The sequence below is a fragment of the Streptomyces sp. NBC_01723 genome (assembly GCF_036246005.1).
Classification (GTDB): domain Bacteria; phylum Actinomycetota; class Actinomycetes; order Streptomycetales; family Streptomycetaceae; genus Streptomyces.
On record NZ_CP109171.1, the window covers coordinates 335596 to 354291 of the forward strand.

Sequence of the window (18696 nt, forward strand, 5' to 3'; positions counted from 1 at the left end):
GTATGCCCCACTCGCCGACACCCCGTGACAAGGGGCACCTGCCCGTCCTCAGCGCTCCGCCGCTGATCCGACTCGACGCGTACGTCGCCGAGGACGGGTCGACGGTGGTCAACGGCCATCTGCTGGAGATGGGCGGCATGCGCCCGGCCAACGAGGCGATCCTCGACGCCATCGCCATGTTCGCCCGGACCCTGGGGGCCCCGGTGGCGGCGACCGTCATCGACCGCCCGGCCCAGCAGGTGGCGCGCCTGCGGGTGCTCCCGGACGGCTCCAGCCGGACCATCGCCGAGGAGGAGGACCTGCCGCCCGGCCGCGAGCGCACCGCCGCGGAGGAGGAGGCGTTCCCCCCGCTCGCCCGCGTCGAGCGCATCATCCAGCACACGCAGCGCGAGGAGCTGCACGCCGCGTTCGTCCTCGCCAGTGCGCTGCGCGAGCACCTCTCGCTGCGCCGGGGCGCGGAGGACGAACTCTCCCTGGAGGCACGGGCGATAGAGGCGTACATCGCCTATCTGCGCGGCGACTACATGATCTCCACCGTGCTCGCGCTGACCGTCGCGCGGATCCGCTGCCGCACCGACCTGAACCGGGCCGCACCCGAGGTCGCCCGGGCCACCGCGGCGTGGCAGCGGCTGTGGGACGAGGGCCAGGTCGCGACCCGGGGGCAGGAACTGCTGCGCATGTGGGAGCGGTTGTCTGCGGAGGGCCTGCTGCAGGATCCGTCCCACCACGCCATGGCCCAGGCGGTCCGGACCCGGCTCGAACGGGGCAGCCGGTACGTGGAGAGCCCGGCCCCCGCCACGGCGCCGGCGCTGCCGGCGGCACCGGCTCCGGCCGCCCCCGAGGACAGGCCCCTCAAGCCAACCCGCCGGGGACTGCGCCGCTTCACCCGACGGCCCGGCCGGTCAGGCGGCTGAGCCGCTGCCCACGGGAGGGACCGAGGCCGTCCCAACCCGGTTCGAAACACTGCCTGTTGTGGCAGTATGCGCTGCCATGTCGCCGATTGCCGCGGGGTCGTCCCGATCCGGTCGCCGTCCGTTCTTCGTGCTCCTCCTGCTGCTCGCGGTGATGGGCACCGGCGTCACGAGCGCCGGCGCGGCGGACCGGGCGGGGGCGTCCGAAGGTGCCGCGACGCCGGACCGGGCCCGCTACGACGTGGACCTGCGCGCCGACGCCGACGGCGGTCACTGGACCGGGCGGCAGCGGGTGTCGTTCCGGAACGGGTCCGAACGGCCGCTGCGCGAGGTGTACCTGCGACTGTGGGGCAACGGTGAGGACGGGTGCGGCAGGGCCGGCGCGCCGTCGCCCGTCAAGGTCTCGGACGTGCGGGGCGGTTCGGCCGCGGGTCTCTCCGTGGACTGCACGGCCCTGCGCGTCACCCTGCCGAAGCCCCTCGTGCGCGGCGCGCGGGCCTCGCTCGCCTTCGACGTCTCCCTCACCGTCCCCGGCCGCAACGCCCGCTTCGGCCGCGAGGACGCCCACCGCTTCCTCGGCAACGCGCTGCCCGTTCTGGCCGTGCACGACGCGCGAGGGTGGCACCTCGACCCGTACATGGCCGTCGGCGAGAGCTTCTACGCCCTGACGAGCGACTTCCGGGTACGTCTCGACCACCCGTCGGGCCTGAAGGTGCCGACGACCGGCCGCACCCGGACCGTGCCCTCGGGCGACCCCGGCCGTACGGTCACCCTCGCCGTCGCCGACCGGGTGCGGGACTTCGCCTGGGCGGCCGGCCCCTTCCGGACGGCCACGGACACCTCGCCGGGGGGCGTGCGCGTCAAGTCGTACTGGGCGGACGGCACCCCCGCCGCCGGCGTACGGCTCACCCGCACGGACGCCCTCGCGGCGATCGACCGGTTCGGCGAGGAGTTCGGCCGGTATCCGTACGGCGAGATCGACCTGGTGATGACCCCCGGGTTCGGCGGCGGCATGGAGTACCCGGGGCTCGTCCTGCTCGGCACGACCGAGGAGGGCGGCGCCGTCGTCCACGAGCTGGCGCACCAGTGGTGGTACGGCGTCGTCGGCAACGACGAGTACTCCTCCCCCTGGCTGGACGAGAGCTTCGCCCAGTACGCCAACGCCCGGTTCTACGGCTGGGAGACCCGGGACTGCTGGGCCGACGTGTACTGGCCGGACGAGGACGCCGCGCTGACGTCCTCGATGGACTACTGGTCGACGCACCCGGGTTCGTACCACCTCGTCTACACGGCCGGGCCCTGCGCGCTGGCCGACCTGGAGCGCACCCTCGGCGCCGACTCCATGGCACGGCTCCTCAAGCGGTACGCCCAGGGCCACTGGTACGGCGTCTCCACCACCGCCGGCTTCAAGAAGGCCGCCCAGGCCGTGACGGACCAGAACCTCGGTCCCTTCTGGGAGGCCCACCGCATCAGGTGACGGTGGCCGCGGACCTCACAGGGTCGAGAAGCGGTCCAGGAGGCGCTCCGCCCGCTGGATCTCCGAGCTGAGGGGGTGGTCCTCGGCGATGTGCGGCAGCGCGGACGTGGCCAGCCGGTACGCCTCGCGCAGCGGGGTGTCGGGCAGTTCTGCATCCGCCATCCGCAACGCGCGTACCGCGCCCAGCAGTTCACAGGCCAGGACCGTGCGGTACGCGGCCGTCGCGGCGACGGTGCTGCGTACCGCGTGGGTCGAGAAGCCGGCGTGGACCTCCAGGCCCCGGGAGATCACCGCGGCCGGCGCGTCCCCCGGGCTGATCGGCACCGGTTCGATGCCGCCGGACGCTCAGGGCAGCTCTCCGGCGAGCGTCAGCCCGATCTCCGCCAGGGCCGTCAGGTCACCGGTGCCGATCGCGCCACGGGTGTGCACGAGGGGCAGCGCGCCGACCCGCAGCGCCTGCTCCAGTGCCCGCAGCAGGCGGGGGTGTACGCCGCTGCCGGCGGCGGCGAGCTGGTTGAGGCGGATCACCATCACGGCCCGCACCGCATCGTCGGAGAGGGGCTCCCCGGACCCCGTCATGGACGAGCCCCGGCTGCGCTCCTGGATCAGCGAGTCGCACCGGCCGGCCACCGTCTACCCCGAGCTGCCGGGCCGCTGGGTCGGCGACCCGGCCTGGCCGTCGCCGTACGTCACCGCCACCACCCATGCCCTCGGCGGCGGCCCGGTCGTCGTACGGTCCCCTCAGCACACCGGCGTGGACGCCGGACGGTTCTTCCCCTTCGGCAACGACGCCGACCTGCCGCCCGACCAGCGGGAGGAGGACGGCCGCTCGGTGTGCTTCGAGTTCCCCGTCACCGACGCCCCCGTCGAGATCCTCGGGCGCCCCGAGGTCACCCTGCGCCTGCGGATGGACGTGCCGTACGGGCAGGCCGTCGCCCGGCTCTGCGACGTCGCGCCGGACGGGTCGTCGACCCTGGTGACCCGCGGCGCGCTCAACCTCGCGGCCCGCGAGGGCCGGGACCGCAACGTGCCGTGGACGCCGGGCGCCACCGAGACGGTGACCTTTCCGCTCAACGGCATCGGTCACGCCTTCCCCGCCGGACACCGCATCCGGCTCGCCGTCTCCTCGGCGTACTGGCCGTGGATCTGGCCGCAGGCCGGCTCCGACGGCTTCGTCCTGGAGCCGGCCGGCTCGGCGCTCGAACTCCCCGTGCGGGACGCCGGGGAGCACCCCGAGGACACCGGCATCCGCTTCGAGGCCCCCGAGCAGTCCGAGCCCTTGCAGGTGGTGTCACCGGCGACGCTGGAGGAGGAGCGCCCGTGCCGCCGTAGCGGGGGTCGACCTCCAGCCGCCACTCGCCCTTGGCCACGTCCCGCACGACCAGCCGCTCCGGCTCACTCCTCGCCCCGGGCCTTCATCACCGTCTTGTTCAGCACCCACAGCCCGATGCCGATGGCCACCAGCACACCCGCCCGGATGTACACGTCCGCGGGCCGGTCGGCGAGGGGGCTGGCCAGGGCCAGCGAGGCGATCGCGCCGAGCACCGGCAGGACGGTGGGCGTGCGGAAGTGCTTGTGCTCCACCGGATCGCGGCGCAGGACCAGGACGGCGACGTTGACGACCGCGAAGACGCACAGCAGCAGGAAGGCCGTGGTGTCACCGAGGCCCGCGATCTCCCCGGTGGAGACCAGACCGATGGCGAGCAGCGAGACGAAGACGATGCCGACGACCGGTGTGCGCCGCCGGGGCAGGACGCGGCCGAGGGCGCGCGGCAGGATGCGTTCGTTCGCCATGCCGTAGCAGAGGCGGGACGCCATCATGATGTTGATCAGCGCCGAGTTGGTGACCGCGAACAGGGCGATCAGCGCGAACAGCTTCGGCGGGAAGTCGAGTCCGCCGGCCTTGACGACCTCCAGCAGCGGGCCGCTGGAGTCCTCCAGCACGCGGTAGTCGACGAGGAGCGAGGAGATCAGGGCGACCAGGACGTAGATGGTGCCGGTGACGGTGACGCCGAGGAAGATGGCGCGCGGAAAGGTGCGCGCGGGGTCCACGGTCTCCTCGGCCATGTTGACGGAGTCCTCGAAGCCGACGAAGGCGAAGAAGCCCAGCGCCGTCGCGCCGAGCACGCTGGTGACCAGCGCGTAGCCGGAGCCGCCGGCCTGGAACTCGCCGAGCCGGGAGGGTTCGCCGTCGCCGGTGAGGACCGCCCAGGCGCCGACGGCGAGGATGACGAAGAGACCCGTCAGTTCGACCAGGGTGAGGACGACGTTGGTCTTCACCGACTCGGAGACGCCGCGCAGGTTGAGGGCGGCGAGGGCGAGGATGAACAGGATCGCGATGAGCGTGGACGGGAAGAAGTCCGTGAACTCGGAGAGGTAGTCGCCGCTGAAGGCGCGGGCCGCCGCGCTGGCCGAGGACAGGCCCGAGCACATCACCATGAAGGCGACGATGAAGGTGAGGAACGGGACCTGGAACGCCTTCTGCGTGTACAGCGCGGCCCCGGCGGCCTTCGGGTACTTGCCGACCAGTTCGACGTACGAGGCCGCCGTCAGGATGGCCACCGCGAATCCGATGACGAACGGCAGCCACAGCGCGCCGCCGACCTTGCCCGCGACCTGGCCGGTGGTGGCGTAGATGCCGGTGCCGAGGATGTCGCCGATGACGAAGAGGATCAGCAGCTTGGGGCCGATGGCCCGGTTCAGGGGGGTGTCGTCCGCTCCTCCCGGCGAGGCGGCGGCGTCGCTTCCGGCTTTCGTCACGAGGTTCCCCCTGGGGCGGCTGACACGGACAGGTGTCGACTGCCCTGCCGATCACCGAGTCATGCCCCCGCGTACTCCAGGCGGAAGCATGCGCGCTACCCCACCGGCGTTTCGGAGGCCATGCTCTCGATCAGGCTCTTGGGCCGGAGATCGGTCCAGTGCTTCTCCACGTAGGCGAGGCACGCGGCGCGGGTGTCCTCGCCGTGGACGACGGTCCAACCGGCCGGCACCTCCACGAAGGAGGGCCAGAGGGAGTGCTGCCCTTCGTCGTTGACGAGTACCAGGTACACGCCGTTCTCGTCGTCGAACGGGTTGGTCACGACTCCTCCTTCAGCTCAACTTAGGCGAGGCTAGCCTTAGTTAGCCGTGGCGGGCAACACCACACGTTCCGAAGGCCGCCCTGGGCCGGAGGTCCGGTGTGGCCAACGGGACGCCCCCGCAACCGCCGTCGGCCGGCGGGCAGGCCGGGACACCCGGGGCCTGTCCGCCGGCCGCGCGGTCGCGCAGGTCAGCCGGTCAGCGCGAAGGTCTGGGCGGTCGACTGGGAGCAGGGCTGCTGGGAGAGGCGGGCTCCGTCGGTGTTGGAGGCGTTGTCGACGGTCAGGCACTTGGCGCTGTGGCGGGCCACGAAGCGGTACCGGTTCGCGGTGCCGGTGGGTTCGGCGCGCCACTGCTGGTTGGTGCCGCCCACGTAGTCCCACAGGTGGACGCGGGTGCCGTCCGCGGTGGCGCCGGAGCCGCCGTCCACGTCCCACGCCTTGCCGTTGTGGCGGTTGACGGCCTGGTAGTACCCGTCCCCGGTGGGGCGGAACTGCCAGGACTGGTTGGCGCCGCCGCCACAGGCCCACTGCTGCACGGCGGTGCCGTTGGCGGTCCCCCAGTCGGCGGCGTCGAGGCACGCGCCGCTGCCGGTGTTCACGACGCGGTACCAGGAAGCGGGGTCGATCGGGCCGGTCGGCTCCCCGCCGGTGTCGCTCCACACGAAGGTGGCGACGGCTCCGGCCGGCAGCGTGTAGGCCAGCGATTTGCCGCCGTCGGTGAGGGAGAAGCGCTGGGACGACGCCGCCGTGTTGACGACGTAGGCGACGCGGGAGCCGTCGGGGTTCTGGAAGGCGACGTTCTGCACGCCGCCCGCGCCCTGGCTGCTGGAACCGATGCGGGTGGCGCCGGGTGCGACGAACTTGCTCACGTGGCCGAGCACGTAGTACTCGGCGTTGCGGGTCACGTTGCCGCCGGCGATCTCGACCACGCCGTTGCACCGGTTGGCGCAGTGGCCCTGGTGGGGGCCGCCGTTCCGGTCCAGGGCGAGGTTCCAGGTGAGCACGGTCTCGCCGCCGTGGCGGAAGTTCTGGACGACGAGGTTCTCGGCGTGCCAGCGCAGGGTGTCGGCGAACGTCCTGCTCGTGTCGGAGCTGTCGGTGCCGGAGCACTCGGTGAAGAAGACGCGCTTGCCGGCGTCGACGACCTGCTGCTGCGCGGAGACCTGTCCGCCGTAGCAGTGGAAGGCGGCGCCGATGACGCGGTTGATGCCCGCCGTGCGGGAGAACACGTCGAGTGGGTAGTTCGGATGGTCCCAGTTGTGGTCGTAGGCCAGGATGTTGGTCGGCAGCCCGGCCGCCGTGAGTTTCGGGTCGAGGACCTTGAGGAAGTCGGCCTGCTGTGCCGACGTCATCGACATCGAGGGGTAACTGGTCGCGAACTCGGGCTCGTTCTGCACCGTGAGGTCGGTGAGTGCGATGCCCTCCTGCTGGTACGCCTTGATCGCCCTGACCAGGTAATCGGCGTACGCCGGGTAGTTCTCCGGCTTGAGGCTGCCGCCGTTGAGGGAGTTGCCGCTCTTCATCCACGCGGGCGGGGACCAGGGCGAACCCATGAAGCGGATCTGCGGGTTCACGGCCGTGGCCTGCCTGAGGGCGGGGATGATCTCGGCCCGGTCCCGGTCGATGGAGAAGCTGCCGGGGGTGTCCTCGTAGGAGTAGGGGATGTTCGTCGCGTCGAAGTCGGTGCTGCCCAGCGGCTGGCGCAGGTAGTTCAGTCCGATGCCGTCACCGGCGGTGGAGAACAACGACCGCATCAACTCACCGCGCCTGTCCTGCGGAAGGCTCTGGATCAGGCGGGCGGAGGCGCCCGTCACGGACGCGCCCGCGCCCGTGAAGCGCCGGCCCCTGCTTCCGGCGTCGATGCGGATGTCGACGGACTGGGGCGTGCCGGTGAAGGGGACGCTCCCCTCGGCCGCGAGCCTCTTGGCGCCGTCCGGTGTGGTGACCCACACCTGGGCGACGGGGTCGGCTGCTTGCGCGGTGCCGGACCCGGTGACCCCCGTCCCGAGGCCGGCGAGGGCCAGGGCGAGGGCGGCTAAGGCACGGGAGCGGGACCGGGATCTCGGAAGGCGGGTTCTCGTACTGGTCGACACGGTGCGGATCTCCTTCGCTTCGGTGGGGAGCGGGGCGTGCCGGCGGCCTGGAACGGCGGTGCGGAGGAGCGGCCCAGCCGGTCGGCACCCGGCACGGAGAACGGAGCCTCAGCTGAATGACGGCGCCATGAAAGCACACCTACTAAGCACTTAGTAAGTGGTGTGTGTCACACTCGCGCGATCCGTTCGAAGACCACCGATCGGGCCGTCTGACGGAACGTAGGCTGTCGCACGTGAGCGACCAATCAGTGGGCAGGCCCACGCGCAGACCCAAGGCCGGGCCCCGCACACCACGCAGCCCCGAGGCCCGGCGGCGCCAGCAGGACATCCTGGAGATCGCCACCGACACCTTCGCCGCCCGCGGCTACCACAACGCCTCCCTGGCGGAGATCGCGGACCGCGCCGGACTGACCCAGGCCGGCGTCCTGCACTACTTCCGCTCCAAGGCGCTGCTGCTCACCAGCGTCCTCGAACTGCGCGACCAGGGAGACATCGAGCAACTGGGCCCCGAGCGCCCGCGCGGCATCGCCTTTCTGCGCCACCTCGTCGACACCGCCCTGCGCAACGCCGAACGGGAGGGTCTCGTCCGGCTCTACGCGGTCCTCTCCGCGGAGTCCGTCACCGAACAGCACCCCGCGCAGGCCTACTTCCGCGACCGCTACACCGGACTGCGCGCCTTCGTCACCGACGCGCTGACCGAGGCCTGCGGCCTGGCGGAGTCGGACGCGGCCCGCGTGCACGACGCGGCGAACGCGATCATCGCCGTCATGGACGGACTCCAGGTCCAGTGGCTGCTCGACCCCGACTCCGTCGAGATGGCGGCCTCGACGGACCTGGTGATCCGCTCCCTGCTGGCCACGCTGGCTCCGGAGCGCTTCTCCACCTGAGTCCGGCGTCCGGCGCGACCAGCAGGGGGCGCTCGGCGAGGTCACGTCACGCGACGGCGGTTCCCTCCAGCTCGACGAGCTGGCCGGGGATCGCCAGCCGGGAGACGCCGAGCATCGTGGAGGTGGGCGCCACCCCTGCGGCGCCCAACCGCGCTGCCAGCACGCCGTAGTGCGGGAGCAGGAGATCGACGTCGGTCGTGTAGACGTTGAGCCGGACCAGGTTCGCGAGGGACATGCCCGCCTCGCCGAGCACCGCCTCCAGGTTGTCGACACTCAGCGCCAACTGCGCGGCCATGTCGCCGTCATGCTGGGGCTCGCCGTCGCCGTTCATCGCGGTCTGGCCCGAGATGTACAGGGTCCGGGTGTGCCCGGAGACGACCTCCCCCTGGTGGAATCCCAGTTCCTTCGACCAGGTCACCGGGTTGACCGCGGTGCGTTCCACTGCCACGTCAGCTCCATTCGGTTCATCGGGGGTACGGAGACCGTCGGCCGGGCTGTCGCCGGCTTCGACGTCGTACCGGCCAGCGTGCCAGCGAATCACGACACCGATGGTCATGTATTCGGATAGAGTTCCCGGGTGCGCGCCGACCGGTTGGTCTCACTGGTGCTCCTGCTGCGTCAGCGCGGCCGGTTGACCGCGGACACGCTCGCTCGCGAGCTGGAGGTGTCCACCCGCACCGTGCTGCGCGACATCGAGGCGCTGTCCACGGCCGGCGTCCCGGTCTACGCCGAACGCGGCCGGCACGGCGGTTTCGGGCTGGCACCCGGCTTCCGGACCGAGCTCACCGGCCTCAACCACGACGAGACCCTCGCCCTGCTGACCACCGGATCGAGCCGCGGCGAGCCGCTGTTCGGCCTCGGCCCGGCGCTTGCTTCGGCCCTGCGCAAGGTGGTCGACTCGCTGCCCGAGAACCACCGGACCACCGCGAGCGACGCGGCACAGAGGTTCCTCGTCGACCCGCAGACCGACCTGCTCTCCCGTCGGCTGCCGACCGAGCAGGTGTCCGGCACCACGATGATCGAGGTCCGGCGCGCGGTGCTCGCCGGACACAAGCTGCGTATCCACTACGCGGCGGTGGACCAGAGCCCGAAGTGGCGCACGGTCGACCCGATCGGCCTGGTCACCGTGCGCGGCCAGAGCTACCTGCTGGCCACGAGATCGGGCGCGGACCGCACGTACCGGCTGTCCCGGATGCAGGCCGCCGAGGAACTCCCCGAAACCGCGGAGCGGCCGGACCGGGTCGATCTGGACCGGATCTGGCGGGAACGCTCCGCGCGGTTTCTCTCCAGCGGCGACCACGTCACCGTGCTGGTACGGGTGGGCCCGGCGCGGCGCGAGGAGCTGCTGGACACCGCGCTGGCCGTCCGCGCGGAGGAACCCGACGCGGACGGCCGGCTGCGGCTGGAGGTGACGTTCCAGGACACCCGGCACGCCGAGTGGGCGCTGTGGCAGCTCGGTACGGACGCGGAAGCCCTGGCCCCGCGGTCCTTGCGGACCGCCCTGCGCGACCGCGCCGCCGCGATCGTCGCCCGTTACGAGGACACGTGAGCCGGAGGACCGGGGGTTCCTCAGCCGTCGCGAGCGATGCGGAACAGCACGTTCGGACGCAGGGGGCCCTCGGGCGCATCCGGGTCGTCGAAGTCGCCGGCCGGGTCCCGGGTCATGCCGATCCTGCGCATCACCGCCTGGGAACGGACGTTGGCGGCCGTGGTCACGGCGAGGATCTCGGGCAGGTCCAGGACCTCGAAGCCATGGGCCAGCACGGCCCGCGCGGCCTCGCCGGCGTAACCCCGGCCCCAGGCCGACCGGGCGAGCCGCCAGCCGATCTCCACACCGGTGAACGGCAGCCCGTCCTCCACCTCGTCCAGTCCCGCGAAGCCGATGAACTCGCCCGTGGCCCGGACCTCGACGGCCCACCATCCGTAACCCCGCCGCTCGAAATCGGCCCGGAAGCCGGCGACGGAGGCGTCACTCTGTTCACGGGTGAGCGGTTCGCCCAGGTGCTCTCGCACCTCGGGATCGGCGTTCATCGCCGCCCACGGCGCGAGGTCGGAGTCGCGCCAGCGGCGGAGGACGAGGCGATCGGTACGCAGTTCGGTCATGCGCTCAGCCAAGCCAGCCGTGCCTTGCGAAGCAATTCGATTTCCCGGGCCGGCCGAGAGGGAGCGTGGCAGCGGATCAGGTCGGGCACCTACGTCGCGTCACGGCGCGCCTACCAGCGCAACTCCCCGTTCTCGTCCTGGAAGGCCCCCGTCGGACCGTCCGCGCCCAGCGTCGCCAGCCGCACGATGGTCCTGGCGCTCTCCTGCGGTGTCCGGCCGCCTTCGAACCCCGCGGTCATGTCGGTGGCGGTGAAGCCGGGCTCGATCGCGTTGAACCCGACGCCCGGCTGCGACTTGGCGTACTGGACCGCCAGCGACACCGGGCGTGAGGTCCGTGAGCTGCTCGTCGCCTGGCGCAACGACGGCCACTCGTCCGTCCGCGACCGGTTCCGGCGATCCGTCGACGAGGGCGACCTGCCTCCGGAGACCGATCCGGGGCTGCTGGCCCGCTGCCTCACCACCTTCGCGTCCGGCCTCGCCGTACAGGCCGCGAGCGGCGTCTGCCGCGACGAGCTGCAGGAGGCGGCCGACGCCTTCCTGCGCACCTGGCCGCTCTCCTGACGCCCCGGAAGCCGGGACGTGCCGTGCCAGGGGGTCAGTGGGTGAAGCGGCTGACGTCTTCCGCGTGGATCACGAGTCGCACCGCCACCACTTCCCCGGCCCCCCGGCCTTTCGGGCCGGCGGGAGGGCGACCGCCCCGGCGGGCTGAGCCACCGCCCCCTCAGCCGAGGGAGGCGTGCGGGTCGACGATCCCCTCGACGATCGTCAGCAGCCGGTCCCCCGCCCGGTCGATGCTTCCGTTCTGCGTGCTGACCTGGGCGCCTTCGAGGAGGAAGGTGATCTGGGCCGCGGTCTGTTCCGGGTCCGTCATACCGGCCTCGACGCACATGGCGGTCAGCCTGCGCGTCTGGCGGGCCTTGTGCTCCTCGATCACCTGCCGTGCGGGGTGGGCACGGTCGGGGAGTTCGGCGAGGGAGTTGACGAAGGGGCAGCCCCGGTGCGAGATCGCCGGGAGCCCCTCGGCGATGAAGCGGGCCAGGCCCATGATCTGCTCCCTCGGCCGGCCGGGATGGTCGGCCTCGACGCGGTCGAAGGCGGCCTGGTAGTCGGCGGCGACGATCCGCAGCCACTCCGCCACGAGGGCATCCTTGGTCGCGAAGTGCCGGTAGACCGCCATCTTGGTGGTCTCGGCCTTGTCGGCGATGGCCTGGACGCTCACGCGCCGGATCCCCTCACCCTGGAAGAGTTCCTCGGCCGCGTCGAGGATGCGCTCGCGAGGGGGCAGCTTCGCCACCCTGCTCGGCCTTCTGACGGTCGACGTCATGACTCCTCCGCGGCATTCGTTCGGCTCTCTCGCCCCCTGCTACGGTACCAGCCCGTTCCGAGCGATACCGTTGAGTATCATCCGGGACCGTACGGTACCGATCTCTGCTCTGGAGTGACGATGAAAGTGAACGAGTACGTGCGTCTCGACGCGGTCGGCCTCGCGCTGCTGGTGGCCCGGGGCGAGGTGACCCCCGCCGAACTCGAGGACGCCGCACGCGAGGCCACGCTCGAGGTCAACGGGCGGGTCAACGCCGTCGTGGAGACCTGGCCCACCGACGACGAGCCGGTTCCGGGCGGCACGCCGCTGGCCGGGGTGCCCTTCCTGATCAAGGACATCGGGGTCACCATGGCCGGGAGGCGCTCGGAGCTGGGCAGCCGCCTCGCGGCCGGGAACGTCGCCCCCGCCGACTCCTTCCTGATGCGGCGCTTCCGCCGCGCCGGCCTCGTGACGTTCGGCCGTACCGCGACGCCGGAACTGGCCTACAGCATCACCACGGAGCCCGTGCTGTACGGTCCGACCCGCAATCCGTGGGACCTGGAGCGCAGCGCGGGCGGCTCCAGCGGGGGTGCGGGCGCGGCCGTCGCAGCCGGGGTCGTGCCGCTCGCCCACGCCACCGACGCCGCCGGCTCGCTGCGGATTCCCGCCGCCTGCAACGGACTCTTCGGTCTGAAGCCCACCCGCGGCCGCGTCTCCCTGGGCCCCGACGCCGACGAGACCTTCAACGGCCTCGCCGTGCAGGGCGGCGTGAGCCGGACCGTCCGTGACAGCGCGGCGCTGCTCGACCGCATCCTGGGACCGGAACCCGGCGACCCCTACGCCGCCCGACAGCCTTCCCGCCCCTACCTGGAGGAAGTCACCCGTGCGCCGGGCGTGCTGCGGATCGGCGTCCTCACCCAGGCCTGGGGCGGCCGTCGCACCGCCCCGCCGGTGGCCGACGCGCTCACCCGCACCGTGCGGCTGCTCGAATCGCTCGGCCACACGGTGGAGGAGGCCACGGTCGGTCTCGGAGCGGACTGGGAGGAGTTCCTGTCGGCCACCGCCCGGCTGTTCACGGCCAACCTCGCCGCCACGGTCGACGCCGTGGCCACCGCCTTCGGACTCCCGGCCGACACCTCCACGCTCGAACCGGCCACCCTCACGAGCTACCACTACGGACAGCGCGTCAGCGGCCCCGAACTCGTCGCCGCCCTCGCGATACGCAACGCGGTCGCGCGGAGCCTGGGGCGGTACTTCGCCACCCACGACGTCCTCCTCACTCCCACGCTCCCGGAGCTTCCGATGCCGCTGGGCACCTACACCGAGGATGCGTCGGCGCTGGACGGAGCCGGCTGGATCGACCGGCTCAACGACCGTTCGCCGTTCACCCTGGCGTTCAACGTGGCCGGCAACCCCGCCATGTCCGTGCCGCTGACCGCCGACCCCGGCACGGGGCTGCCGATCGGCATGCAGTTCGCCGCCGATCACGGACGCGAGGACCTGCTCTTCCGCCTCGCGGGGCAACTCGAACGGGCCCAGCCGTGGGCGGACCGCACCCCCGTGGTCCGGGCCGGGAGCCATCCCGGCCGCGGCACCTCCCTGTGACCCCGACCGCCCCGCGGACTACGGGCCTCCCGATGCCTGCCGCACCCGGTTCCCGGCGTGGTGGAGGCAGGAGGCGGCCACGACCAACGGCCACAGCGACTGGACGCCGGTCACGACCCGCTCCGCGAGGCCGGCGTCACCCTGCCGGTGCATCTCGATCAGGAACCACGCCCCACCGACCGCCATCAAGGCCGTCACCGTGACCGAGGGCATCAGCCGCAGCGCCCACGGGGCGGCCGAACCACCGTTGGCGGCGAGGACCGGCCACACCGCCAGCAGGGTGAATCCGATGACCGTCACCGCGCCGTGGCGCAGGGATCCCCCGCTGCTCGGCGCGGGAAGCACCACCACACCCAGGGCGGCGAGACCGCCGCCGGCCAGGGCCACCCGGCCGGCGGTGGCGGCGGCCCGCAGCCCCCAGGCGGTCAGCAGATGGCAGGCACCCAGGGCGAGGAACGCCGCCGACATCACCCAGAATCCCGGGGCCCCGTAGGCTCCCAGGACGCTGATCGTCTGGGACACGGGGTCGTAGGCAGGCCCTTCGAACAGCGCCGCGCCCGTCCAGCCTCCGATCAGCAGGACGGGCGCGCACCCTGAGGTGAGCAGGACCCATCTGGGGACAAGTCGCATCAAACAAGATTAAAGCGGAACCTGGAGGCATGGCCAGGCGTCCCGTGGTGGTGGGCCGGCCGTCGCCCAGCGGCGGTCGGCGGGTCCGTGCGGACGGCGAGATTCTCGGACTGGCGTACGGCGTGCGGGATGTCGAGGAGTTCCTGCGGCGGGCCGGTCTGGAGGACGTCGACGTGGAGACCTCGGACTTGATCGAATGGCGCGGCGGTGGTCCGGAGGTCTGGTCGGTACGGAGGTAGCGGCCCTCACGACGAGGAGAGAGCCATCACCACACACGCGGGCAAGGTGATCTGCGACATCACGGTCACGGCCGACGGGTACTCGGCCGGGCACGGCCAGAATGAGGAACGCCCGTTCGGTGACGACGGCGGGGACGGCACGGGCGAGAAGCTGCACGCCTGGATGTTCGACACGCCCGACGAGAACAGGGCCGAGCTGGACCGGATGGCCGCCGCCAAGGCGTTCATCATGGGACGCAACATGTTCGGGCCCGTGCGGGGTGAGTGGGACCGTCCGTGGAACGGCTGGTGGGGCGACGATCCGCCCTTCCACGCCCCGGTGTTCGTCCTCACTCACCACGCGCGCGACCCGCAGGCGATGGCCGGGGGCACGACGTACCACTTCGTCACCGACGGGATCGAGTCGGCGCTCGCCCAGGCGCGGGCGGCGGCAGGCGGCGGCGACGTGCAGGTCCAGGGCGGGGCCACCACCGTCAACCAGTACCTCGCGGCCGGCCTGATCGAGGAGCTGAGGCTGCACGTCGTGCCGTTCACGCTCGGCGCCGGCACCCGGCTCTTCGAAGGTGTCCCGCCGCTCAGGCTGGAGCAGGTGGCCTCACGCGCGGCGCCCCAGGTCACGCACGTGACCTACCGCGTGCGCTCCTGACGCGGTGGGCCTCCGGCCGGGTGGAGTTCCCGGCCGGAGACCCACTCCTTGTCCCCCGACGGGGTGTCAGTCCTCCCCCTCCAGATCGCCCTCGGTCTCCAGGTACACCTGCCGCAGGGCTTCCAGGACGGCCGGGTCGGGCTTCTCCCACATGCCGCGCGACTCCGCCTCCAGCAGGCGCTCGGCGATGCCGTGCAGGGCCCAGGGGTTGGCCTGCTGGAGGAACTCGCGGTTGACGGGGTCCAGGACGTACGCCTCGGTGAGCTTGTCGTACATCCAGTCCGCGACCACACCCGTGGTGGCGTCGTAGCCGAAGAGGTAGTCGACGGTGGCGGCGAGTTCGAAGGCGCCCTTGTAACCGTGGCGGCGCATCGCCTCGATCCACTTGGGGTTGACCACGCGGGCGCGGAAGACGCGGGAGGTCTCCTCCACCAGGGTGCGGGTGCGGACCGTCTCCGGGCGGGTGGAGTCGCCGATGTACGCCTCGGGCGCGGTGCCGCGCAGGGCGCGGACGGTGGCGACCATGCCTCCGTGGTACTGGAAGTAGTCGTCGGAGTCGGCGATGTCGTGCTCGCGGGTGTCCGTGTTCTTGGCCGCCACCGCGATCCGCTTGTACGCCGTCTCCATCTCGTCGCGCGCCGGGCGGCCGTCGAGTTCGCGGCCGTAGGCGTAGCCTCCCCAGACGCTGTAGACCTCGGCGAGGTCGGCGTCGGTGCGCCAGTCGCGGGAGTCGATGAGCTGGAGCAGACCGGCCCCGTAGGTGCCGGGGCGGGAGCCGAAGATGCGAGTGGTGGCACGGCGTTCGTCGCCGTGTTCGGCGAGGTCGGCCTGGACGTGGGCGCGGACGTGGTTGGCCTCGGCCGGTTCCTCCAGGGAGGCGGCGAGCCGTACCGCGTCGTCGAGGAGGCCCACGGTGTGCGGGAACGCGTCGCGGAAGAAGCCGGAGATGCGCAGGGTGACGTCGATGCGCGGGCGGCCCAGCTCCTCGCAGGGGATGGCTTCGAGGCCGGTGACGCGGCGGGAGGCGTCGTCCCAGACGGGGCGCACGCCGAGCAGCGCGAGGACCTCCGCGACGTCGTCGCCGGCGGTGCGCATGGCGCTGGTGCCCCACAGGGACAGGCCGACGGAGGTGGGCCATTCGCCGTTGTCGGTGCGGTAGCGCTCCAGGAGGCTGTCCGCGAGGGCCTGTCCGGTCTCCCACGCGAGGCGGGAGGGTACGGCCTTGGGGTCGACGGAGTAGAAGTTGCGGCCGGTCGGCAGGACGTTGACCAGGCCGCGCAGGGGTGAGCCGGACGGTCCCGCGGGGACGAAGCCGCCGTTCAGGGCGTGCACGGCGTGGTCGATCTCGGCGGTGGTGGCGGCGAGCCGGGGGACGACCTCGCGGGCGGCGAACTCCAGTACCGCGGCGACCTGTTCGCCGTGCTCGGACGGTACGGCGGCGGGGTCCCAGCCGGCGTCGTCCATGGCCTGCACCAGTGCGCGGGCCTGCTCCTCGGCGGCGTCGGCCGTGGTGCGGGTGGCGGCGGACTCGTCGAGGCCGAGGGCTTCGCGCAGGCCGGGCAGGGCGGTGGTGCCACCCCAGATCTGGCGGGCGCGCAGGATGGCGAGGACGAGGTTGACGCGGTCGGCGCCGGCCGGCGGGTTGCCGAGGACGTGCAGTCCGTCGCGGATCTGGGCGTCCTTGACCTCGCAGAGCCAGCCGTCGACGTGCAGCAGGAAGTCGTCGAAGCCGTCGTCGTCCGGGCGGTCCTGCATGCCGAGGTCGTGGTCGAGCTTGGCGGCCTGGATCAGGGTCCAGATCTGGGCGCGGATCGCCGGGAGCTTCGCCGGGTCCATGGACGCGATCTGCGCGTACTCGTCGAGGAGTTGCTCCAGGCGCGCGATGTCGCCGTAGGAGTCGGCGCGGGCCATCGGCGGCACGAGGTGGTCGACGAGGGTGGCGTGCGCGCGGCGCTTGGCCTGGGTGCCCTCGCCGGGGTCGTTGACGAGGAAGGGGTAGATCAGCGGCAGGTCGCCGAGGGCGGCGTCGGGGCCGCAGGCGGCGGACAGGCCGGCGTTCTTGCCGGGCAGCCATTCCAGGTTGCCGTGCTTGCCCAGGTGGATCATCGCGTCGGCGCCGAAGCCGCCGTCCTCGGCCCGCGCGGCGATCCAGCGGTAGGCGGCGAGGTAGTGGTGGGAGGGCGGCAGGTCGGGGTCGTGGTAGATGGCGATGGGGTTCTCGCCGAAGCCGCGCGGCGGCTGGATGAGGATCAGCAGGTTGCCGCGGCGCAGGGCGGCGAGGACGATGTCGCCCTCCGGGTTGCGGCTGCGGTCGACGAACATCTCTCCCGGGGCGGGGCCCCAGTGCTCCTCGACGGCCGTGCGCAGCTCCCCGGGCAGGGTCGCGTACCAGCGCCTGTAGTCGGCGGCCGGGATACGGACCGGGTTGCGGGCGAGCTGTTCCTCGGTGAGCCAGTCCTGGTCGTGGCCGCCGGCCTCGATGAGCGCGCGGATCAGTTCGTCGCCGTCGCCCGAGGCGAGGCCCGGGACCTCGGCGTCGGTGTCGGCACCGAAGTCGTAGCCCTCCTCGCGCAGTCGGCGCAGCAGGGCGACCGCGCTGGCGGGGGTGTCCAGGCCGACGGCGTTTCCGATGCGGGAGTGCTTGGTCGGGTAGGCGGACAGGACCAGGGCCAGGCGCTTGTCGGCGGCCGGGATGTGCCGCAGGCGGGCGTGGCGCACGGCGATGCCGGCGACGCGGGCGGCGCGCTCGGGGTCGGCGACGTAGGCGGGGAGGCCGTCCGCGTCGATCTCCTTGAAGGAGAACGGCACGGTGATCAGGCGGCCGTCGAACTCGGGGACGGCTATCTGGCTGGCGGCGTCCAGCGGGGAGACGCCCTCGTCGTTGCTCTCCCAGTCGGCGCGGGAGCCGGTCAGGCACAGGGCCTGGAGGATGGGGACGTCGAGGGTGGTGAGCGCGCCGGCGTCCCAGGACTCGTCGTCACCGCCGGCCGATGCCTCGGCGGGCTTGGTGCCGCCGGCCGCGAGGACGGTGGTGACGATCGCGTCGGCCGCCCGCAGGTCCTCGACGAGTTCGGGCTCGGGGGCGCGCAGCGAGGCCACGTACCGGGGCAGCGGCCGGCCGCCGGCGTTCTCGACGGCGTCGCACAGGGCGTGCACGAAGTCCGTGTTGCCGCTCATGTGGTGGGCGCGGTAGTAGAGCACGGCCACGGTCGGGCCGTCCGCGTCCGGGCGCGGCGCACGCTCCAGCGGGCCCCAGGTGGGGGCGGGCGTCGGCGGGTCGAAGCCGTGGCCGGTGAGCAGCACGGTGTCGGACAGGAACCGGGCGAGCTGCTCCAGGTTGGCGGGACCGCCGTGGGCGAGGTAGGCGTGCGCCTCCGCGGCGAGGCCGACGGGGACGGTGGAGGCCTCCATCAACTGGGCGTCCGGGGCCTGTTCACCACTGAGCACCACGACGGGCCGGCCGTCGGCGAGGAGCAGGTCGAGACCCTCGCGCCAGGCACGCACTCCGCCGAGGAGGCGTACGACGACCAGTCCGACGCCCTCCAGCAGGGCGGGCAGGTCGTCGAGCGGGAGGCGGGCGGGGTTGGCGAACCGGTAGGTGACCGGACCGGTGGCGGCGCGGGCACTCAGCAGGTCGGTGTCGGACGTCGACAGGAGCAGGATGCTGGGGTGCGAGGCGCGCTCCCCGGACGAATGCGGCATGCGGCGTCTGCCCTTCCTCG

Annotated in this window: 19 protein-coding genes and 1 pseudogene; 9 read left to right on the top strand and 11 right to left on the bottom strand. The window is 72.4% G+C overall.

Annotated elements, in window-relative coordinates:
• Positions 1-2 precede the first annotated feature (2 nt).
• Both OIE75_RS01515 and OIE75_RS01520 read left to right on the top strand, forming a co-directional pair.
• A complete protein-coding gene (locus OIE75_RS01515) occupies positions 3-914 on the top strand; it encodes a hypothetical protein (RefSeq protein ID WP_307008964.1) in 912 nt (303 codons plus the stop codon).
• A 76-nt stretch (positions 915-990) separates the two neighbouring features.
• Positions 991-2388 carry a M1 family metallopeptidase gene (locus OIE75_RS01520; protein ID WP_329469120.1) on the top strand — a complete coding sequence of 466 codons (1398 nt, stop codon included), beginning with the start codon at positions 991-993 and terminating at the stop codon, positions 2386-2388.
• 15 nt (positions 2389-2403) lie between these two features.
• Here the strand turns inward: OIE75_RS01520 and OIE75_RS01525 are convergent, their stop codons facing one another.
• Together OIE75_RS01525 and OIE75_RS01530 are read right to left on the bottom strand one after the other, a co-directional pair.
• Positions 2404-2712, bottom strand: coding sequence for a hypothetical protein (locus tag OIE75_RS01525; protein WP_329469122.1), 309 nt, complete (start codon positions 2710-2712; stop codon positions 2404-2406).
• Positions 2713-2733: 21 nt separating this feature from the next.
• The gene (locus tag OIE75_RS01530; RefSeq protein WP_329469124.1) at positions 2734-2967 is read right to left on the bottom strand and encodes an aromatic amino acid lyase; all 234 of its coding nucleotides are present in this window, start codon (positions 2965-2967) and stop codon (positions 2734-2736) included.
• Between OIE75_RS01530 and OIE75_RS01535 the strand changes: the two are divergent.
• Positions 2963-3715: pseudogene (locus OIE75_RS01535) on the top strand (CocE/NonD family hydrolase C-terminal non-catalytic domain-containing protein); the annotation flags it as partial. The gene OIE75_RS01530 and the pseudogene OIE75_RS01535 sit on opposite strands and share 5 nt — an antisense overlap.
• A 68-nt stretch (positions 3716-3783) precedes the next feature.
• Here the strand turns inward: OIE75_RS01535 and OIE75_RS01540 are convergent.
• From OIE75_RS01540 to OIE75_RS01550, 3 genes are all read right to left on the bottom strand, one after another.
• A complete protein-coding gene (locus OIE75_RS01540) occupies positions 3784-5148 on the bottom strand; it encodes an APC family permease (protein ID WP_329469125.1) in 1365 nt (454 codons plus the stop codon).
• A 95-nt stretch (positions 5149-5243) separates the two neighbouring features.
• The gene (locus tag OIE75_RS01545; RefSeq protein WP_125491385.1) at positions 5244-5468 is read right to left on the bottom strand and encodes an MbtH family protein; all 225 of its coding nucleotides are present in this window, start codon (positions 5466-5468) and stop codon (positions 5244-5246) included.
• A gap of 188 nt (positions 5469-5656) precedes the next feature.
• Complete coding sequence (locus tag OIE75_RS01550; protein ID WP_443078265.1) at positions 5657-7561, bottom strand: RICIN domain-containing protein; 1905 nt, start codon at positions 7559-7561, stop codon at positions 5657-5659.
• 233 nt (positions 7562-7794) lie between these two features.
• On the opposite strand from OIE75_RS01550, the gene OIE75_RS01555 reads away from it, so the two are divergent.
• Complete coding sequence (locus tag OIE75_RS01555) at positions 7795-8448, top strand: TetR/AcrR family transcriptional regulator (RefSeq protein WP_307008970.1); 654 nt, start codon at positions 7795-7797, stop codon at positions 8446-8448.
• Between the two features lie 46 nt (positions 8449-8494).
• Here OIE75_RS01555 and OIE75_RS01560 read toward each other — a convergent pair whose 3' ends face one another.
• Entirely contained in the window at positions 8495-8890 is a 396-nt protein-coding gene (locus OIE75_RS01560) for a RidA family protein (protein WP_307017666.1), read from the bottom strand.
• 135 nt (positions 8891-9025) lie between these two features.
• On the opposite strand from OIE75_RS01560, the gene OIE75_RS01565 reads away from it, so the two are divergent.
• Positions 9026-9997 (top strand): helix-turn-helix transcriptional regulator, encoded by a 972-nt coding sequence (locus OIE75_RS01565; RefSeq protein ID WP_329469127.1) that lies wholly within the window; start codon positions 9026-9028, stop codon positions 9995-9997.
• Positions 9998-10017: 20 nt separating this feature from the next.
• Here OIE75_RS01565 and OIE75_RS01570 read toward each other — a convergent pair whose 3' ends face one another.
• Positions 10018-10551 (bottom strand): GNAT family N-acetyltransferase, encoded by a 534-nt coding sequence (locus OIE75_RS01570; RefSeq protein WP_307008973.1) that lies wholly within the window; start codon positions 10549-10551, stop codon positions 10018-10020.
• A gap of 110 nt (positions 10552-10661) precedes the next feature.
• Complete coding sequence (locus OIE75_RS01575) at positions 10662-10871, bottom strand: hypothetical protein (RefSeq protein WP_329469128.1); 210 nt, start codon at positions 10869-10871, stop codon at positions 10662-10664.
• Between OIE75_RS01575 and OIE75_RS01580 the strand changes: the two genes are divergently transcribed.
• Positions 10846-11112 carry a TetR family transcriptional regulator C-terminal domain-containing protein gene (locus OIE75_RS01580; protein WP_329469130.1) on the top strand — a complete coding sequence of 89 codons (267 nt, stop codon included), beginning with the start codon at positions 10846-10848 and terminating at the stop codon, positions 11110-11112. The two genes, OIE75_RS01575 and OIE75_RS01580, sit on opposite strands and share 26 nt — an antisense overlap.
• A 160-nt stretch (positions 11113-11272) precedes the next feature.
• On the opposite strand, the gene OIE75_RS01585 is transcribed toward OIE75_RS01580, so the two are convergent.
• Positions 11273-11875: a TetR/AcrR family transcriptional regulator gene (locus OIE75_RS01585; protein ID WP_307008978.1), complete on the bottom strand. Its 603-nt coding sequence runs from the start codon at positions 11873-11875 to the stop codon at positions 11273-11275.
• Between the two features lie 120 nt (positions 11876-11995).
• Here OIE75_RS01585 and OIE75_RS01590 point away from each other — a divergent pair, with 120 nt between their 5' ends.
• Positions 11996-13459, top strand: coding sequence for an amidase (locus OIE75_RS01590; RefSeq protein WP_329469131.1), 1464 nt, complete (start codon positions 11996-11998; stop codon positions 13457-13459).
• Positions 13460-13477: 18 nt separating this feature from the next.
• On the opposite strand, the gene OIE75_RS01595 is transcribed toward OIE75_RS01590, so the two are convergent.
• Positions 13478-14089 carry a DUF998 domain-containing protein gene (locus tag OIE75_RS01595; RefSeq protein ID WP_329469133.1) on the bottom strand — a complete coding sequence of 204 codons (612 nt, stop codon included), beginning with the start codon at positions 14087-14089 and terminating at the stop codon, positions 13478-13480.
• A gap of 29 nt (positions 14090-14118) precedes the next feature.
• Here OIE75_RS01595 and OIE75_RS01600 point away from each other — a divergent pair, with 29 nt between their 5' ends.
• Together OIE75_RS01600 and OIE75_RS01605 are read left to right on the top strand one after the other, a co-directional pair.
• Complete coding sequence (locus OIE75_RS01600; RefSeq protein WP_307008982.1) at positions 14119-14328, top strand: hypothetical protein; 210 nt, start codon at positions 14119-14121, stop codon at positions 14326-14328.
• Positions 14329-14353: 25 nt separating this feature from the next.
• Positions 14354-14974, top strand: a complete 621-nt coding sequence (locus tag OIE75_RS01605; RefSeq protein ID WP_307017668.1) for a dihydrofolate reductase family protein — start codon at positions 14354-14356, stop codon at positions 14972-14974.
• 66 nt (positions 14975-15040) lie between these two features.
• Here the strand turns inward: OIE75_RS01605 and cobN are convergent, their stop codons facing one another.
• Positions 15041-18676 (bottom strand): cobaltochelatase subunit CobN, encoded by a 3636-nt coding sequence (gene cobN, locus OIE75_RS01610; RefSeq protein ID WP_307008985.1) that lies wholly within the window; start codon positions 18674-18676, stop codon positions 15041-15043.
• Positions 18677-18696: the final 20 nt, after the last annotated feature.

What these genes read in the sequence shown, in the direction of transcription:
- OIE75_RS01515 (WP_307008964.1), top strand. Translation starts at nt 3, where the DNA reads ATGCCCCACTCGCCGACACCCCGTGACAAGGGGCACCTGCCCGTCCTC.
- OIE75_RS01520 (WP_329469120.1), top strand. Translation starts at nt 991, where the DNA reads ATGTCGCCGATTGCCGCGGGGTCGTCCCGATCCGGTCGCCGTCCGTTC.
- OIE75_RS01530 (WP_329469124.1), bottom strand. Translation starts at nt 2,967, where the DNA reads ATGACGGGGTCCGGGGAGCCCCTCTCCGACGATGCGGTGCGGGCCGTG.
- OIE75_RS01570 (WP_307008973.1), bottom strand. Translation starts at nt 10,551, where the DNA reads ATGACCGAACTGCGTACCGATCGCCTCGTCCTCCGCCGCTGGCGCGAC.
- OIE75_RS01585 (WP_307008978.1), bottom strand. Translation starts at nt 11,875, where the DNA reads ATGACGTCGACCGTCAGAAGGCCGAGCAGGGTGGCGAAGCTGCCCCCT.
- OIE75_RS01590 (WP_329469131.1), top strand. Translation starts at nt 11,996, where the DNA reads ATGAAAGTGAACGAGTACGTGCGTCTCGACGCGGTCGGCCTCGCGCTG.
- OIE75_RS01595 (WP_329469133.1), bottom strand. Translation starts at nt 14,089, where the DNA reads ATGCGACTTGTCCCCAGATGGGTCCTGCTCACCTCAGGGTGCGCGCCC.
- OIE75_RS01600 (WP_307008982.1), top strand. Translation starts at nt 14,119, where the DNA reads ATGGCCAGGCGTCCCGTGGTGGTGGGCCGGCCGTCGCCCAGCGGCGGT.
- cobN (WP_307008985.1), bottom strand. Translation starts at nt 18,676, where the DNA reads ATGCCGCATTCGTCCGGGGAGCGCGCCTCGCACCCCAGCATCCTGCTC.